Here is a 14,980-nt window from a genome sequence, read left to right as displayed (position 1 = left end):
CTTCATGAGTAAGAAACTGGTTATCGTTGAGTCTCCTGCCAAGTCAAAGACCATCGGCAGATATCTCGGAAGTGATTATATCATTACCGCTTCTCTGGGACACATAAGAGATCTTCCTTCAAGCAATCTCGGAGTTGACGTAAAGCATAATTACAAGCCGTTATACATAACTATGAAAGGAAAGGAGAAGGTCGTAAGAGATCTTAAGCTCATGGCTCAGGAAGCAGATGAGATACTGCTCGCGACCGACCCTGACCGCGAAGGTGAAGCTATCGCATGGCATCTTGCCAAGGTCCTGAAGATCGATCCCGATTCAAAGTGCAGGATCACATTTAACGAGATCACGAAGTCTGCAGTTCAGGAAGCCATCAAGAATCCAAGGGCCATCAATATGAATCTTGCCAACGCACAGCAGGCAAGAAGGATCCTGGACAGACTTGTCGGTTATGAGCTGAGCCCTCTGCTCTGGAAAAAGATCAGAAAGGGGCTTTCCGCAGGACGGGTACAGTCAGTTGCCACAAAGATCGTAATGGACAGGGATGCAGAGATCGATGCTTTCAATCCTGAGGAATACTGGCTCATCAAGGCTGTCGTTACACCCGGAAAGAATACCGATAAGTTCGTTCTCGGATATTACGGCACGGTTGACGGCAGCGGTAAAGTTAAGAAGGATGACTTGAAGTGTCTTGAAGACGCCCAGGTCGTTCTTGATGCTGTCGGAACAGGTCCTCTGACTGTTGATTCAATAAAGAAGGGTACAAAGGAGCGCAATCCTTATCCGCCGTTCACGACTTCCACGCTTCAGCAGGAAGCTTCAAAGAGACTCGGATTCTCTTCTAAAAAGACGATGTCCATCGCCCAGCAGCTCTACGAAGGTGTTGAGATCGCAGGTGCCGGCCAGACAGCTCTCGTTTCTTATATCAGAACAGACTCAGTACGTATCTCTGAGGAAGCCGTTGAAGCAGCAAAGAAGATCATCAAGGAAAGATTCGGCAGCGAATACTGTACATCTTTCAAGAGACAGTATAAGAACAAGAATTCAGCCCAGGATGCTCACGAAGCCATCAGGCCTACTCATTTCGATCTTGATCCCAGAGCAATCAGGTCATCACTTACGACCGATCAGTATAAGCTCTATCAGCTCATCTGGGACAGGTTTCTTGCAACACAGATGGCATCCTGCAAGCTCGACACGGTTACATGCCAGGCTTCCTGCAACGGCAGGGTTTTCAGAGCATCAGGCGAGACCGTTACTTTCAAGGGCTTCCTTGTGCTTTACGATGATGTTGCCGAAGATCAGAACAAGACAGACGATCAGGACGGCAAGGCTTCGATCCCGCCCCTCGAAGACGGCATGAAGCTCGAGCTCCTTGACATCAAGTCACTCCAGAAATTCACGACGCCTCCTCCGCATTACACGGAAGCTACGCTCATCAAGGCTCTTGAAGAATACGGAATCGGAAGACCTTCCACATATGCACCGACTATCTCAACGATACTCGAGCGTAAATACATAGAAAAGGACGGAAGACTCCTTCTGATAACCGATCTCGGAAAGATCGTTACAAACATGCTCTCCGAGAACTTCAGCGAGATCGTTGACCTGTCATTCACGGCTGAGATGGAGACAAAGCTCGACGAGGTCGAAGAAGGCAAGGAAGAGTGGGAGCATGTCCTGGACGGTTTCTATCCCGGATTCAATTCACAGGTCAAGGCTGCTCAGGAATCCATCGATAAGATCACGTTTGAGCCCGAGAAGACCGGTGAAGTATGCCCCCAGTGCGGCGGAGAACTTCTTTATAAAGAAGGAAGATACGGCAAGTTTATTGCATGCACCAATTTCCCTGAGTGCAACTACACCCAAAATATCGTTGTATATGCCAAGGGTACCTGCCCGAGATGCGGTTCCGGACTTCTTGTACACAGATCGAAGAAGTACAGAAACAAGACATTCTATACTTGCGATAAGAAAGGTGCGGATCCGAACTGCGATTTCATTTCCTGGGATCTTCCCATCGAGGGCAAGTTCTGCCCCGAGTGCGGCAGCTACATGGTATTAAAGCACTTCGGCAAGAAGGCTTATCCCAGATGTTCGAATAAGGACTGCACAACGAATGTAAGGAAGAGCAAGAAGTCTTCTTCCGGCAACAAGAAAGACAATGATGAAGAGTGATCCTGTAGTTACCATAATAGGTGCAGGTCTGGCGGGTTCGGAAGCCGCTTATATCTGTGCCAGAGCAGGCGTGTCCGTAAAGCTTTATGAGATGAAGCCGGTTAAGTACAGCCCTGCCCATCATTCGGAGAAATTTGCCGAACTTGTATGCAGCAATTCGTTAAGAGCTGCCGCCAGAGAGAATGCCATCGGACTTCTTAAAGAAGAACTGAGGCATTTAGGTTCGCTGATAATGGAATCTGCCGACAAGAGCAGCATCCCTGCAGGCGGCGCGCTTGCCGTGGACAGGGAAGAGTTCTCCGGATACATCACCGAAAAGATAAGGAATAACCCGCTGATCGAAGTCATACCCGGAGAAGTGACGAAGATACCTGAAGAGGGTATTGTCATCGTTGCCACGGGACCTCTTACCGAAGGTGAGCTTTTCGAGGATATCCTTAAGGTAACAGGCGATACTTCAGGCCTTCATTTCTTTGACAGTGCCGCACCTATCGTAACGGGCGATTCCATAGACATGACTAAAGCTTTCAGGGCTTCGAGATACGGCAAGGGCGGAGACGATTACATCAACTGTCCCATGAACAAGGAAGAGTATCTTGCATTCAGGGAAGCTCTGGTCAATGCCGAGAGGGCTGAGGTCAAGAATTTCGACAGGGAGATTGTCTTTGAAGGCTGCATGCCTATTGAAGTAATGGCACAAAGAGGCGTTGATACGATGCGTTTCGGACCTCTTAAGGGTGTCGGTCTGACCGATCCGAAGACCGGCAGGGAACCTTATGCAAATCTTCAGCTTAGACAGGATGACCGTGCCAAGACCATGTATAACCTCGTCGGTTTCCAGACCAGGCTCAAATGGCCTGAGCAAAAGCGTGTCTTCGGCATGATCCCCGGACTTGAGAATGCGGAATATACCAGATACGGCGTCATGCACCGCAATACGTTCCTAAATTCTCCTTTGTATCTTTCTTCGCATTACAGCTTAAGGGCAAAGCCTGATATCTTCTTTGCCGGTCAGATCACCGGTGTTGAAGGCTATATCGAATCGACGGCGTCCGGATTCCTGGCAGGTTTCTATGCCGCGCAGCGAGCTTTGGGAATAGACCTTTCATATGAACCCGATCCCTGCACGGTTATCGGTTCTATGGCTCTTTATGTTTCCGATCCGCACATAAAGAAATTCCAGCCGATGAATGCGAATTTCGGCATAGTAAGTCCGATCGAGGGCAGATTCAAAGGGAAGACCGGAAAGAAAGACAAGAATAACGCGATCGCGGACAGGGCTCTTGAACATCTTCAGCTTTTCGAAGCAAGCGTAAAAAGACTTACTGCCGGGTGATCTTATAAGATATGGATCCGGATAATTCAAACGTTGAGGAAATAAAAAGGCCCAGAGGTCCCGTCGCACGATTTTTCATGTCTGGCTGGACCAATATCGTAAGGCTTATGGCGGTGAACGTTCTGTTCATCGTCTTTAACATTCCTGCCATCATCATCTCATATTTCTATTCAATATTCGTGATACCGGCACTGTGGCCTTCTTTTAATCTGGGAAGCCTTCTTACCGTTACCGCCGAAGACGGCACGCAGGCTGTCTCATATCAGATGTTTATGCTGCTCATGGTGTTTTTCATAACGCTCATGGTCTCAAGTCTTTTGGTATGCGTCGGACCGTTTCAGGCAGGGTTTTCACAGGTATATAAGGATATGCGGAACGGAAGCATAGTCTCGGTTTTCTCGAGCTTTAAACAGGGACTTAAGGCTAACTGGAAAAAGGGCCTTATCGTTATGATCAACGGCATGCTCGTTTCAGCGGTAATGCTTCTGTCGATAAACTTCTATCTCCGTCTCGAACTGACGGTCGCAGTTATGATCGGCGGCCTTTTCATGCTGCTGTTAATTATGTTTATCCTTATACAGAATTATGTATACCAGCTTATGGTATCGACCGATCTCAGCGTCGGCAAACTTTATAAAAATGCCATACTGCTGGTACTGATAAAGTTCGGTAACAGCCTGGGATTTTTCATCATTATTACTTTGTTATACGTTTTAGTGCCGTTTTATCTTTTAATGTCGGCATCTTATCTGACTTTAGGCATCTTTTTGTTTTTCTATTCATTTCTCGTTATCGCGTGGGTACAGTATATGCTCTCATATTACTCCGGCTATCTTATCGATAAGTATGTTGCCGAAGATAATGCTGATCCCGAAGGACCATTTGTCCACAGGCATGACGATGAATACGAATTCTATATAGAGGATGAGAATGACTATACAAAAGAGGATAGTGCGATAGAATTAGATAGAGACAACGAAAACGATGAAGAGGATAATCCCTCAGATCCTGAACAATAACGATGTACGATTATAGTCTGTTATCCGATGAAACCGTCCGTGCACTCATCATCGCGCTGGTGCTTTTTTTGTTTGCCTTTATATCTTTCGTCGTTGTCGCTCTCTATGCGCTGATAAAGACAAACGCATACAGTAAAAAACATAAAGAGAAGTTAAAGCTCATATGTGATGTGGCATATTTCCATGAACGCGGAAAAAGAGAGAACCAGGAAGACTCACTCTACATCTCGCCTATGGACAAACTTGATGAATCAGGCCTCGTTGCAGCCTGTTCTGACGGCATGGGAGGTCTTCTTAACGGTGAGGTCGTTTCAAAGTTCGTTACCGATTCACTGAGTGAGAATTATCCGTACAGATTTGATGCCCAGCAGGAGAACAGCAGGATAATAACGGGGATATCCGATAAGATCTACGAACAATATCACCTCAGCGCTGGCGCGACTCTTGTCATGGTCCATATCTTCGATGACTACATGAATTTCTACAGCCTCGGCGACAGCAACATCATACTTATCCGCAATAACCGGGCCACCCTCCTTAATCACAAACAGAATTACATCACTCTTATGATAAAGAAACTTGCTGACGGCGGTCTTGATACCACTGATGCTTACAGGGATACAAGGGCGAAGGGGCTTATCGATTTTGTGGGGAACATCAACTGCAACGTTCAGAAGACTTCGCGTCCTATAAGGCTCATCGAGAATGATATCATTATCGTAAGTTCGGACGGCGTTACTGATTCGATGCCTTTGAACAGGATCGTAAGTCACATCCATTTCGATCAGAGTGCAACAGGTATTGCCAGGACTATTAAATACGGCGTAAAGGCCAGAAAGAATCCCAGGCAGGATAACTATTCCGCAGTCATCATCAAGATGAAGAGGAGCTACGTTTGATAGAGTATTACACATTCAAGCACAGGGGCGGTGCTGAGGAATACAGGGATGAGATCTTCTTAAGGCTTACCCCGACTCTTACTGTTGCCATATTCAGCGGCAGCAAGCTTGAATCCGCGCCGAAGAGCCAGTCGCTCCTGTTTTCGGAGATCCTGAGCAGTGAAGAGGGCAGCAAGAGCATGAACGAACTTCATTCCGTATTCGAAGAATGCCTTGATCACGAAGCCGAGTATCTGATCCTCAGGGTCGCGGGAACCGGCGTCGAATGTGTAAGACGGGGAGACGTCAGCGCCAAGATCGTATGTAACGGGCAGATAAGCCTGCTGCCGAACGGCTTTTTCGGACTGTCCCGTGAGGACTGGATAATATGCGCCACATCCAACTTCTATAAGCCGCTGTCTGATGAAGGTATCCTTGCGGATGCATTGGTCTCGAGTTCTTGCAGTGACTGGATGAACATGCTGGTAAGAAGGATCTCTGACCAGAATCAGTTAAAGTGCGGGAATCTTTCCGCTGTTACTTTGAAACTTGATGTTTAATCTTGCCTGTTCAGATGGCTTTTTAACGCAAGCCTGATTATCCTTCTGGCGCTGCGTTCGATGTCGTCTTTTGTTATCAAGCCTTTTCTGTATGCTTTCATTATCTTTGAAGGGATGGTTGGCATGCCCGGCATTATCAGGTCGGTTCCGGCTTTGCAGCAGAGTTCGTCAAGGCTCTCATGATGCCCTGTCGCGAACCAGTCTGTCATTACTATGCCGTCAAATCCCCATTCATTACGAAGGACTGATGTCTGGAGTTCGTAGCTCAGTGCGGTATATTTTCCGTTTATCTTGTTGTAGCTGCACATTACTCCTTCAGGAGTGGCCTTTTTGACGGCTATCCTGAAAGCCTTGAGATATATCTCACGGAGTGTTCTCTCGTCGAGATTGGAAGAAGATACGTTGCGCTTTGTTTCAAGGTTGTTTGCAGCGAAATGCTTCAGCGTCACAAAGCATCCTTCGTGAGACTGCACTCCAATACTTACAGCCGCTGCCATCTCTCCGGTCAGCAGGGGGTCTTCTGAATAGTATTCGTAGTTTCTTCCGCAAAGCGGGTTCCTGTGTATGTTCATTGCTGGGCCAAGCCAGAATACAACTCCGTATTCTTTCATCTCTTTGCCGATGGCATCGCCCATCTGTCTTGCGAGTTCAATGTCCCATGTCTGGGCTACAAGGGTCTCAGAAGGCCAGGAAGTGCAATACTGATAATAGAGTTCTTTTCTGGTGTCTTCCTTGAGTTCTTTTCTGACTATCTTGTGCGAGATCCTGATTGATTCAGGCATTGTGGGTATGGCAAACAGACTGTGCCACGGCTTTTTAGAGATCTTTGTAAGGTTCAGTCCCTGAGGTCCGTCAGCCATTGGCATTGAGTCTATGCCTTTTCCGAAAAGCTTTGAAGTGGTATATCCGACAGCACCGAAGACTCTGTGTCTGTAGGGACCGAAGTATGTCCTTCCCACAAGAAGTTTTGTCATGTCCTTTACTGATAATTTGGATACTATCTCATCGATACTGTCATCTCTGACCATTTCCGGCACACCGTATGAAAAGACGGTTGTATCTATGTCGGATGCGTTTATTCTGATGTGGGGAAGAACGGGGATCTCCTGTTCAGCTTTCCCGGTTATCAGGGATTCTATCTTGCGGTCTGACTTGAACAGTACTCCGGCCTTTTCTGTAACTGCGTCTGCATCGAGTTCGGCAATGAACAGGGGAGTGTCATTGAGTGCAACTGTATAGCATCCCTTTTCGAGCACGAATGAACCTGTCTCATTGTCGAATGCCGCATGATCCTTAAGATCGAATGACAAACTGACGTTGGCAGAATCACCGGGATTTATGACGGGTGTTTTTGCAAATGCGGCCAGAGCTCTTTTCTCTCTGATGAATCTGTGTTCCGGAAAAGATACGAAGAGCATAACGACCTCGCGTCCTGCAAGGTTGGCAGTGTTTTTTACGGAAGCGTTTACCGTTATGGTGGTGCCGTGTACTTCATAGCTTTCAGCGGAAGTATAAAACTCCGTATAGCTCAAGCCGTATCCGAACGGATATCTTGGGCGTATGCCTTTTTTGTCAAACCATCTGTAGCCTGTGAAGATGCCTTCTTTGTAGTCTTCCTGATACTGTTCGGGATTTCTCTCTGAAAAGGTATCTGCGCACGGATAGTCGCTGTATGAATATGCCCAGGTGTCGGTAAGTCTTCCCGAAGGATTTACTTTGCCCGAAATAACATCGACCAGGGCGTTACCGGTTTCCATGCCGCCCTGCATGAGAAGTATGACTGCGGAGAAATGTATCTCATCCAGGAAATTCAGATCTATTACCGAGCCTGTGTTGAGTACCAGGACCGTATCCTTATATCTTTCCGTAACAGAACGCATGACGGCCTTCTCGTCTTCGGTTATGTAATAATCTCCGGGGATGTCTTTTCTGTCCGCGCCTTCTCCGGCTTGTCTTGTAAGAATATAGAATGCGGTATCACAATGGATCTTTTCGTCTTTTTCGAGCACGCGTCCGGCAGGAAGGAGGAAAGGATGATCTGCCGCATAATCCATGTGCTCCATCAAGGGAACTTTCTTCAGGGCTTTGGAAAGCGAAGCGCAGTAAGCATCGTATTCTTTATAATATTGAAAGTCATAGCCGTTCAGCCATGGCTGGGAAGTGATACTGTAGCCGGCACGGAGCAGGCACAGTTCGATGTCCTGACAGTATCTGGGGTTGTTTTCTCCCGAGCCGGTTCCTCCGAAAGCCGTGTGTCTGGCGCCTGCTCCGTAAAGTCCGATCCAGGACGGCTTTAAAGGGAGGATGCCGTTGTTTTCGAGCAGGACGATGCCGTCTGCGCAGATCTTTCTTGCAAGCGCATAATGTTCTTTCTCACGTTCCGAAAACGTAGGGTCTTTTGATGCGTGGATCAAAGACTTCATGGTTTAGCCCAGGCGTTCGTAGAATTCTTTCCTGAAATCGCCGAGTCTGTCTTCGGCGATCGCCTGGCGGATCCTTTCCATGAGCATCAACAGGAAATAGATGTTGTGATACGTGCAGAGCCTTAGGCCGAACATCTCGTTTGCCTTGATGAGATGTCTTACATACGCCGCGGAGAAATTGGTGCATGCATAGCAGTCGCAATAGGGATCCATCGGACCGAAATCTTCAGCGAACTTCTTGTCTCTGATTATCTTCTTGCCGTAGTCAGTAAGGATCGTGCCGTGTCTGCCCATCCTGGTCGGGAGGACGCAGTCGAACATGTCGACGCCTCTGCAGGAACCTTCTATAAGATAATCGGGCGTACCTACGCCCATGAGATATCTGGGTTTGTCCTCGGGCATGAGGGGAACGGTGCAGTCTATCATGTCGATGAAAAGATCTTTGGGTTCGCCTACCGAGATGCCGCCTATCGCAAAGCCTGGCAGATCGAAAGACGTTATGGCATCGGCGCTTTTTTTCCTTAAGTCAGGATACATCGATCCCTGTATGATGCCGAAAAGAGCCTGCTCATCAGGTCTTTTATGGGCCTCGATGCAGCGTTCGAGCCATCTTGTGGTCTTAGCCTGTGACCTGTCGGCATAAGCGTGATCGCAAGGGTAGGGGCAGCATTCGTCGAAAGCCATTATGATGTCAGCTCCGAGATCGTTCTGGACCTGCATCGATATCTCAGGCGTAAGAAACAGTTTTCTTCCGTCGATGTGCGAGCTGAATTTTACGCCGTCTTCCTTGACGTCCTTGGGTTTGGCAAGTGAGAACACCTGGAATCCGCCGCTGTCCGTAAGTATCGCTCCGTTCCAGTTCATGAACTTGTGAAGTCCGCCGGCTTTTGCTACGATGTCGCTTCCGGGTCTAAGCCACAGATGATACGTGTTGGAGAGCATTATGCCTGCGCCCATGCCTGAGACTTCCTCAGGGCTCATGCCCTTGATAGAAGCCTGTGTGCCGACGGGCATGAATGCGGGCGTCATGAAAGTCCCGTGAGGCGTGTGTACCTTGCCGAGCCTTGCGCCCGTCTGAGCGCATGTGTGGATGTGTTCGTACCATACGGGATGATCAGCCATATCAGTTCTCCAGATCTGTGATGAACATTGCGTCACCGAAAGAGAAGAATCTGTATTCCTCTTCAACGGCGTGTTTATATGCGTTTAATACGTTTTCTCTGCCTGCTAAGGCTGATACCAGCATTATCAGTGTTGATTCAGGTAAATGGAAGTTCGTGATAAGTGAATTAACACACTTAAACTCATATCCCGGGTAGATAAAGATCTGCGTATAACCTGATGCAGGCTTCATATCAGGATCGTTAGAAGCAACGGTCTCAAGAGTTCTCGTTGAAGTGGTTCCGACAGAAATTATCCTTCTGCCTTCGCTTCTGGCTTTTCTAATGATGTCTGAAGCTTCCTTGGGGAAGTCATACCACTCGGAATGCATCTCGTGATCTTCTATTGTCTCAGCTTTAACGGGTCTGAAAGTTCCTAAACCTACATGAAGAGTAAGCTCTGCAATCTCAACGCCCATATCCTGCAATTCAGCCAGGAGTTCTTTGGTGAAATGAAGACCTGCAGTAGGAGCCGCTGCAGAACCCGCATCCTTGGAATATACGGTCTGATATCTCTCAGGATCGTCAAGTTTTTCGTGGATATATGGCGGAAGGGGAATGGTACCTGCCTTGTCCAGAACTTCCTCCCACACTCCGTTGAATTCAAATCTGATTATCCTGTTACCGCTCTCCAGAACCTGTTCGCATTCAGCTTCGAGTTCTCCGGGAATAAAGGTCATGCGCTTGCCTTCTCTGACCTTCTTGCCCGGACGTGCTAATGTCTCCCAGTGGTTGTCGTCGATCCTCTTTAAAAGAAGAAGCTCAACGGGACTCTGGGTATCAGATCTAACGCCTAAAAGTCTGGCAGGAATAACTCTGGTGTTGTTGATAACAAGAACATCTCCTTTTCTAAGGTATTTTTTGATATCAGGGAAGTGACCGTCAATTGTTCTGCCGGTCTTTTTGTCGAGTACCAAAAGGCGTGATGCCAGACGGTCCTTGGTGGGAACCTGGGCAATGAGCCTCTCGGGCAGATCGTAGTAAAAATCAGAAGTTTTCATATTCCATGCCTTATTAATTAAAATATAACGACAGAAGTTTATCACAAAATACAAGAAAATGCGGATTCACATATCGGTATTTGATATAACAAGAATCTTTAGTTTGCTAAAATTTTCGAAAATACAACATAAGGAGAATCCCTATGAGAGCATTATTCATCGGCGGAACAGGCACCATCAGCAGCGCTATTACAAGAAAACTCGCAAAAGATCCTTCATGGGAATTGTGGCTTATTAACCGCGGAAACAGGGCAGATACGGTTCCGGAGAATGTTCATCAGATCGTATGTGACATCAACGATGAGGATGCTGTCAAAAAGGCTCTTGAAGGCATGACATTTGACTGCATCGGTGAGTTTATCGGATTTACTGTAGACCAGGTCGAGCGTGACTTCAGGCTCTTTAAGGACATAACAAAGCAGTATATCTATATCAGCTCAGCTTCTGCATACCAGAAGCCTGCTGCAAGCTACATAATCACTGAAGGAACGGCTCTGTCCAATCCTTACTGGGAATACTCCAGAAACAAGATCGCATGCGAGCAATATCTGATGGAAAGATACAGGGAAGACGGATTCCCTGTAACGATCGTTAGGCCCAGTCACACATACGATGAGAGATCGATCCCTCTCGGAGTTCATGGCAAAAACGGCTCGTGGCAGGTTGTAAAGCGCATGATGGACGGAAAGCCCGTGATCATTCACGGCGACGGCGAATCCTTATGGCACCTGACATTTAACGATGATTTCGCGAATGGTTATACGGCACTTATGGGTAACCGCCATGCAATCGGTGAGGCTTTCCAGATCACGGGAGATGAGGTTCTCACATGGAATCAGATCTATCAAACCATTGCTGACGCACTTGGCGTTGAGCTTAAGGCTTATCACGTATCATCAGAGCTCCTTACAGCATTAGGACCTGATTATGACTTCGAAGGCAGCCTCACAGGCGATAAAGCTGTTTCTGTTGCTTTCGATAATTCGAAAATAAAGAGACTTGCACCTGATCTTAAGACAAATGTGCCATTTCATAAGGGTGTAAGGATCGCTTTAAACTACATTCTGGACCACAAAGAGTGCAGAAAAGAGGATCCCGAGTTCGATAAATGGTGCGACAAAGTCATCGAAAACATTGAGAATATGAAAAAGAACTTTTGAGATTGTTCGAAAACTATTGTGCAAAATAAATATATTTTGTTGTAAAATAAATCAGTTTTTTTGAAGGGAGACACAATATATGTCTGAGATTCCTTATAAGATCTATCTGTCAGAGAGCGAGATCCCCACAGCTTGGTATAACGTACGCGCTGACATGAAGAACAAGCCCGCACCGCTCCTCAATCCCGGCACAGGCGAGCCTCTCAAGGCTGAAGACCTCATGCCCATTTTCTGTGAAGAGCTCTGCAAGCAGGAGATGAACAACACCGACCATTGGATCGATATCCCCGGTGAGATCCTTGATTTCTACAAGATGTACAGACCTTCACCTTTGGTAAGGGCTTACTGCCTCGAAAAGGCATTGGATACTCCCGCTCATATATATTATAAATTCGAGGGTAACAACACCTCAGGTTCACATAAGCTCAATTCGGCGATCGCACAGGCTTATTACGCTAAGAAGCAGGGCCTCAAGGGTGTTACCACAGAGACCGGCGCAGGTCAGTGGGGAACAGCTCTTTCAATGGCTACAGCTTACTTCGGACTTGACTGCCAGGTTTACATGGTTAAAGTATCCTACGAGCAGAAGCCTTTCAGACGTGAAGTCATGAGAACATACGGTGCGACTGTTACGCCTTCTCCTTCAATGTCAACAAACATCGGTCGCAAGATCAATGAGCAGTTCCCCGGAACAGACGGTTCTTTGGGCTGCGCAATCTCTGAGGCTGTTGAAGCTGCCACATCCCAGGAAGGTTACAGATATGTATTGGGTTCAGTTCTGAACCAGGTACTGCTCCATCAGTCCGTTATCGGTCTTGAGGCAAAGGCTGCTCTCGATAAGTACGGCATCAAGGCTGACATGATCATCGGCTGCGCAGGCGGCGGATCCAACCTCGGCGGTCTTATCTCACCCTTCGTAGGTCAGATGCTCAGAGGCGAGGCAGATTATGAGATCATCGCTGTTGAGCCTGCTTCTTGTCCGTCACTTACAAGAGGTTCATATGTATACGACTTCTGCGATACAGGCCGTGTTTGCCCTCTCGCTAAGATGTACACATTGGGCAGCGACTTCATGCCTGCTCCCAACCATGCCGGCGGTCTCAGATATCACGGCATGAGCTCCATCGTTTCACAGCTCTACGATGACGGCCTCATCAAGGCAAGATCAGTTAAGCAGACAGATGTATTTGCTGCTGCTGAGCAGTTTGCAAGAGTCGAGGGAATCCTTCCCGCACCCGAGAGCTCTCACGCTATCAGAGTCGCTATCGACGAAGCGCTCAAGTGCAAGGAGACAGGCGAGGCAAAGAACATTGTATTCGGTCTTACAGGTACAGGTTACTTCGATCTCGTTGCTTACCAGAAGTACAACGACGGCGTTATGGATGACTACATCCCTACGGACGAGGACATCGCAGCGTCTCTGGCTAAGTGCCCCAAGCTCTGATAAGTCAGTATTTCGAAACCATACGGGACGTCTCAATTTTTTGGCAATGTCATTAAGTTAAGACAGTAATCCCGAAGATCCTCATACCGCAAAGGTATGGGGGTCTTTTTTTTGAGGATTTTTTTACTAAAGGGTTGACACGCACACCAAAGTGTGCGGCCTCTTTGAATCCTTATATGGAAGATTCAAAGAGGCCCTTGGAATTAGGAAAACCTGATTTCAAGGAGGTGCTACATGAAACCTAAACACGTAAAGAGACTGCTTTCATCAGCCGTAGCCGAAGTTGCCGGTACACCCGAAGCCTATTGCGTTAACCCTGATCGCGACTTTACCAGAACCCGGAAAATCTCTCTGCAAAAGCTTATTTCCGGAATAATCAACATGGAATGCAAGAGTTTGCCCAACGAACTGATCGATATGTTTAAAGGAACTTCGGATATACCGTCAGTTTCAGCATTTGTACAGCAACGGGACAAACTGAAGCCAGAAGCCTTCGAAGCAGTGTTCAACAAGTTTACTGCCAGACTTACAGTTAATTCTGGCGATATGCCGGTGCTTGCGGTAGACGGTTCTGATGTTCGTTTGCCAACCAATCCTGACGATAAGTTGACATATCTTCCGGGTTCAAGAACACAAGATCCCTATAACAGTCTGCATATCAATGCGTTATACGACCTAAACCAGCATCTTTACAGAGCCGTGGTCATCCAGAATGGTGCTCAGAGAGACGAGTGTTCAGCTCTGCAACAGTTAGTAGACCGTTCAGATATACATTTGGCACTGGTTATTGCAGATAGAGGCTATGAGTCCTACAACAATCTTGCTCATATTCAGGAGAAAGGCTGGTACTTTCTTATCCGTATAAAAGACGGTAATTATGGAATAAAGAACGGATTTGATCTTCCCAATGAGGATTGTTTTGACCAAAGCATAGTTTTGAACTTAACAAGAAAGCAAACGAATGAAGTTAAACAACTGATTAAAGACCGTAATCACTTTAGATACATTGCCAATTCCAGTCCTTTTGACTATCTCCCGCAATATTCCCGCAAGGCTGATCCGCTTGTTTTCTACACACTTAAATTCAGAATAGTCAGATTTAAGATATCTTCAAACACTTACGAAACAGTTATTACAAATCTTCCTGGAGATAAGTATCCTCCTGAAAAATTAAAGGAACTGTATGCTTCCAGATGGGGAATTGAAACATCTTTCAGGGATCTTAAGTACACAATAGGACTTCTTAAATACCATTCAAAAAAGACGGCGTGTATCCGGCAAGAGATCTTCGCACGGCTTACTCTGTACAACTTTGTTGAAGTGATTACCTCGCACGTAGCCATTTCAAAGAAACAAAGAAAGTACACTTACAAATGCAACTTTTCAGTTGCAACGCACGTATGTAGACTGTTCCTGCACGGACAAACATCGCCGCCTTATGTAGAATCCGCAATTGCCAAGTGTCTAATCCCAATAAGACCTAACCGTAAACGAAACAGGTTTGTGCTTGGTGAAGTATTGCAAAGATTCTTCTACCGCGTAGCATAGCACAGCAGACAATCGAAAGAAACCAAAAGGCAGACTCAATCTGTCTGTTTGCGCTGCCTGAAAAATGAAAAGAGACTGAAGATTTCACTTCTCCAGTCTCTTTTTTTATTTGTTTTTGTGATCTCTTTGAGTCAACGTCGTCTTAACTTAATGACATTGCTCAATTTTTTGGGGCGTCCCTTTTTTGTGGCTGATCTGCCGTTACGCATTTTAAACTGATATTGAAAACTTGCCGTATTATGTACTAAAATAAAATTTAGCGTATTGGGATAGGAGAA

The 14,980-nt window shown here is 46.7% G+C and carries 11 protein-coding genes; 8 read left to right on the top strand and 3 right to left on the bottom strand.

Translation table 11 applies throughout. The features are described from left to right. Nucleotides 1-4: 4 nt before the first annotated feature. From topA to BO18_RS01430, 5 genes are read left to right on the top strand one after another with little or no spacing between them, the layout of a single operon-like run. Nucleotides 5-2,173, top strand: coding sequence for a type I DNA topoisomerase (gene topA / locus BO18_RS01450; protein ID WP_034442673.1), 2,169 nt, complete (start codon nucleotides 5-7; stop codon nucleotides 2,171-2,173). Then, a complete protein-coding gene (gene trmFO, locus BO18_RS01445; protein ID WP_242856500.1) occupies nucleotides 2,160-3,509 on the top strand; it encodes a methylenetetrahydrofolate--tRNA-(uracil(54)-C(5))-methyltransferase (FADH(2)-oxidizing) TrmFO in 1,350 nt (449 codons plus the stop codon). The genes topA and trmFO overlap by 14 nt, the downstream gene beginning before the upstream one ends. 11 nt (nucleotides 3,510-3,520) lie before the next feature. Beyond that, nucleotides 3,521-4,528 carry a hypothetical protein gene (locus tag BO18_RS01440; RefSeq protein ID WP_034442669.1) on the top strand — a complete coding sequence of 336 codons (1,008 nt, stop codon included), beginning with the start codon at nucleotides 3,521-3,523 and terminating at the stop codon, nucleotides 4,526-4,528. Nucleotides 4,529-4,530: 2 nt separating this feature from the next. After that, nucleotides 4,531-5,427 carry a PP2C family protein-serine/threonine phosphatase gene (locus tag BO18_RS01435; protein ID WP_034442666.1) on the top strand — a complete coding sequence of 299 codons (897 nt, stop codon included), beginning with the start codon at nucleotides 4,531-4,533 and terminating at the stop codon, nucleotides 5,425-5,427. Next, nucleotides 5,424-5,966 carry a hypothetical protein gene (locus BO18_RS01430; RefSeq protein WP_034442663.1) on the top strand — a complete coding sequence of 181 codons (543 nt, stop codon included), beginning with the start codon at nucleotides 5,424-5,426 and terminating at the stop codon, nucleotides 5,964-5,966. Before BO18_RS01435 ends, BO18_RS01430 begins: the two co-directional genes overlap by 4 nt. Here BO18_RS01430 and BO18_RS01425 read toward each other — a convergent pair. The 3 genes from BO18_RS01425 to queA are packed head-to-tail and all read right to left on the bottom strand — an operon-like array spanning nucleotide 5,963 to nucleotide 10,550. Beyond that, on the bottom strand, nucleotides 5,963-8,389 hold the full coding sequence (locus tag BO18_RS01425) for a glycoside hydrolase family 3 N-terminal domain-containing protein (protein WP_051688416.1): 2,427 nt from the start codon (nucleotides 8,387-8,389) through the stop codon (nucleotides 5,963-5,965). The genes BO18_RS01430 and BO18_RS01425 overlap by 4 nt on opposite strands. A gap of 3 nt (nucleotides 8,390-8,392) precedes the next feature. After that, nucleotides 8,393-9,511, bottom strand: coding sequence for a tRNA guanosine(34) transglycosylase Tgt (gene tgt / locus BO18_RS01420; protein WP_034442661.1), 1,119 nt, complete (start codon nucleotides 9,509-9,511; stop codon nucleotides 8,393-8,395). A gap of 1 nt (nucleotide 9,512) precedes the next feature. Continuing rightward, nucleotides 9,513-10,550 carry a tRNA preQ1(34) S-adenosylmethionine ribosyltransferase-isomerase QueA gene (gene queA / locus BO18_RS01415; protein ID WP_034442658.1) on the bottom strand — a complete coding sequence of 346 codons (1,038 nt, stop codon included), beginning with the start codon at nucleotides 10,548-10,550 and terminating at the stop codon, nucleotides 9,513-9,515. Between the two features lie 143 nt (nucleotides 10,551-10,693). On the opposite strand from queA, the gene BO18_RS01410 reads away from it, so the two are divergent. The 3 genes from BO18_RS01410 to BO18_RS01400 all read left to right on the top strand — a co-directional run bounded on the left by BO18_RS01410 (nucleotide 10,694) and on the right by BO18_RS01400 (nucleotide 14,702). Then, on the top strand, nucleotides 10,694-11,710 hold the full coding sequence (locus tag BO18_RS01410) for an NAD-dependent epimerase/dehydratase family protein (protein ID WP_034442656.1): 1,017 nt from the start codon (nucleotides 10,694-10,696) through the stop codon (nucleotides 11,708-11,710). Nucleotides 11,711-11,789: 79 nt separating this feature from the next. Next, nucleotides 11,790-13,154, top strand: coding sequence for a TrpB-like pyridoxal phosphate-dependent enzyme (locus tag BO18_RS01405; RefSeq protein WP_034442653.1), 1,365 nt, complete (start codon nucleotides 11,790-11,792; stop codon nucleotides 13,152-13,154). A gap of 234 nt (nucleotides 13,155-13,388) precedes the next feature. Further along, nucleotides 13,389-14,702, top strand: coding sequence for an IS4 family transposase (locus tag BO18_RS01400; protein ID WP_034442651.1), 1,314 nt, complete (start codon nucleotides 13,389-13,391; stop codon nucleotides 14,700-14,702). Nucleotides 14,703-14,980: the final 278 nt, after the last annotated feature.

The sequence above is a fragment of the Butyrivibrio sp. AE2032 genome (assembly GCF_000702965.1).
Note: the sequence above shows the minus strand (reverse complement) of the source record. Positions and strands in the feature narration are given on the sequence as shown.

What these genes read in the sequence shown, in the direction of transcription:
- topA (WP_034442673.1), top strand. Translation starts at nt 5, where the DNA reads ATGAGTAAGAAACTGGTTATCGTTGAGTCTCCTGCCAAGTCAAAGACC.
- BO18_RS01425 (WP_051688416.1), bottom strand. Translation starts at nt 8,389, where the DNA reads ATGAAGTCTTTGATCCACGCATCAAAAGACCCTACGTTTTCGGAACGT.
- BO18_RS01440 (WP_034442669.1), top strand. Translation starts at nt 3,521, where the DNA reads ATGGATCCGGATAATTCAAACGTTGAGGAAATAAAAAGGCCCAGAGGT.
- BO18_RS01405 (WP_034442653.1), top strand. Translation starts at nt 11,790, where the DNA reads ATGTCTGAGATTCCTTATAAGATCTATCTGTCAGAGAGCGAGATCCCC.
- trmFO (WP_242856500.1), top strand. Translation starts at nt 2,160, where the DNA reads ATGATGAAGAGTGATCCTGTAGTTACCATAATAGGTGCAGGTCTGGCG.
- BO18_RS01435 (WP_034442666.1), top strand. Translation starts at nt 4,531, where the DNA reads ATGTACGATTATAGTCTGTTATCCGATGAAACCGTCCGTGCACTCATC.
- BO18_RS01400 (WP_034442651.1), top strand. Translation starts at nt 13,389, where the DNA reads ATGAAACCTAAACACGTAAAGAGACTGCTTTCATCAGCCGTAGCCGAA.
- tgt (WP_034442661.1), bottom strand. Translation starts at nt 9,511, where the DNA reads ATGGCTGATCATCCCGTATGGTACGAACACATCCACACATGCGCTCAG.
- BO18_RS01410 (WP_034442656.1), top strand. Translation starts at nt 10,694, where the DNA reads ATGAGAGCATTATTCATCGGCGGAACAGGCACCATCAGCAGCGCTATT.
- queA (WP_034442658.1), bottom strand. Translation starts at nt 10,550, where the DNA reads ATGAAAACTTCTGATTTTTACTACGATCTGCCCGAGAGGCTCATTGCC.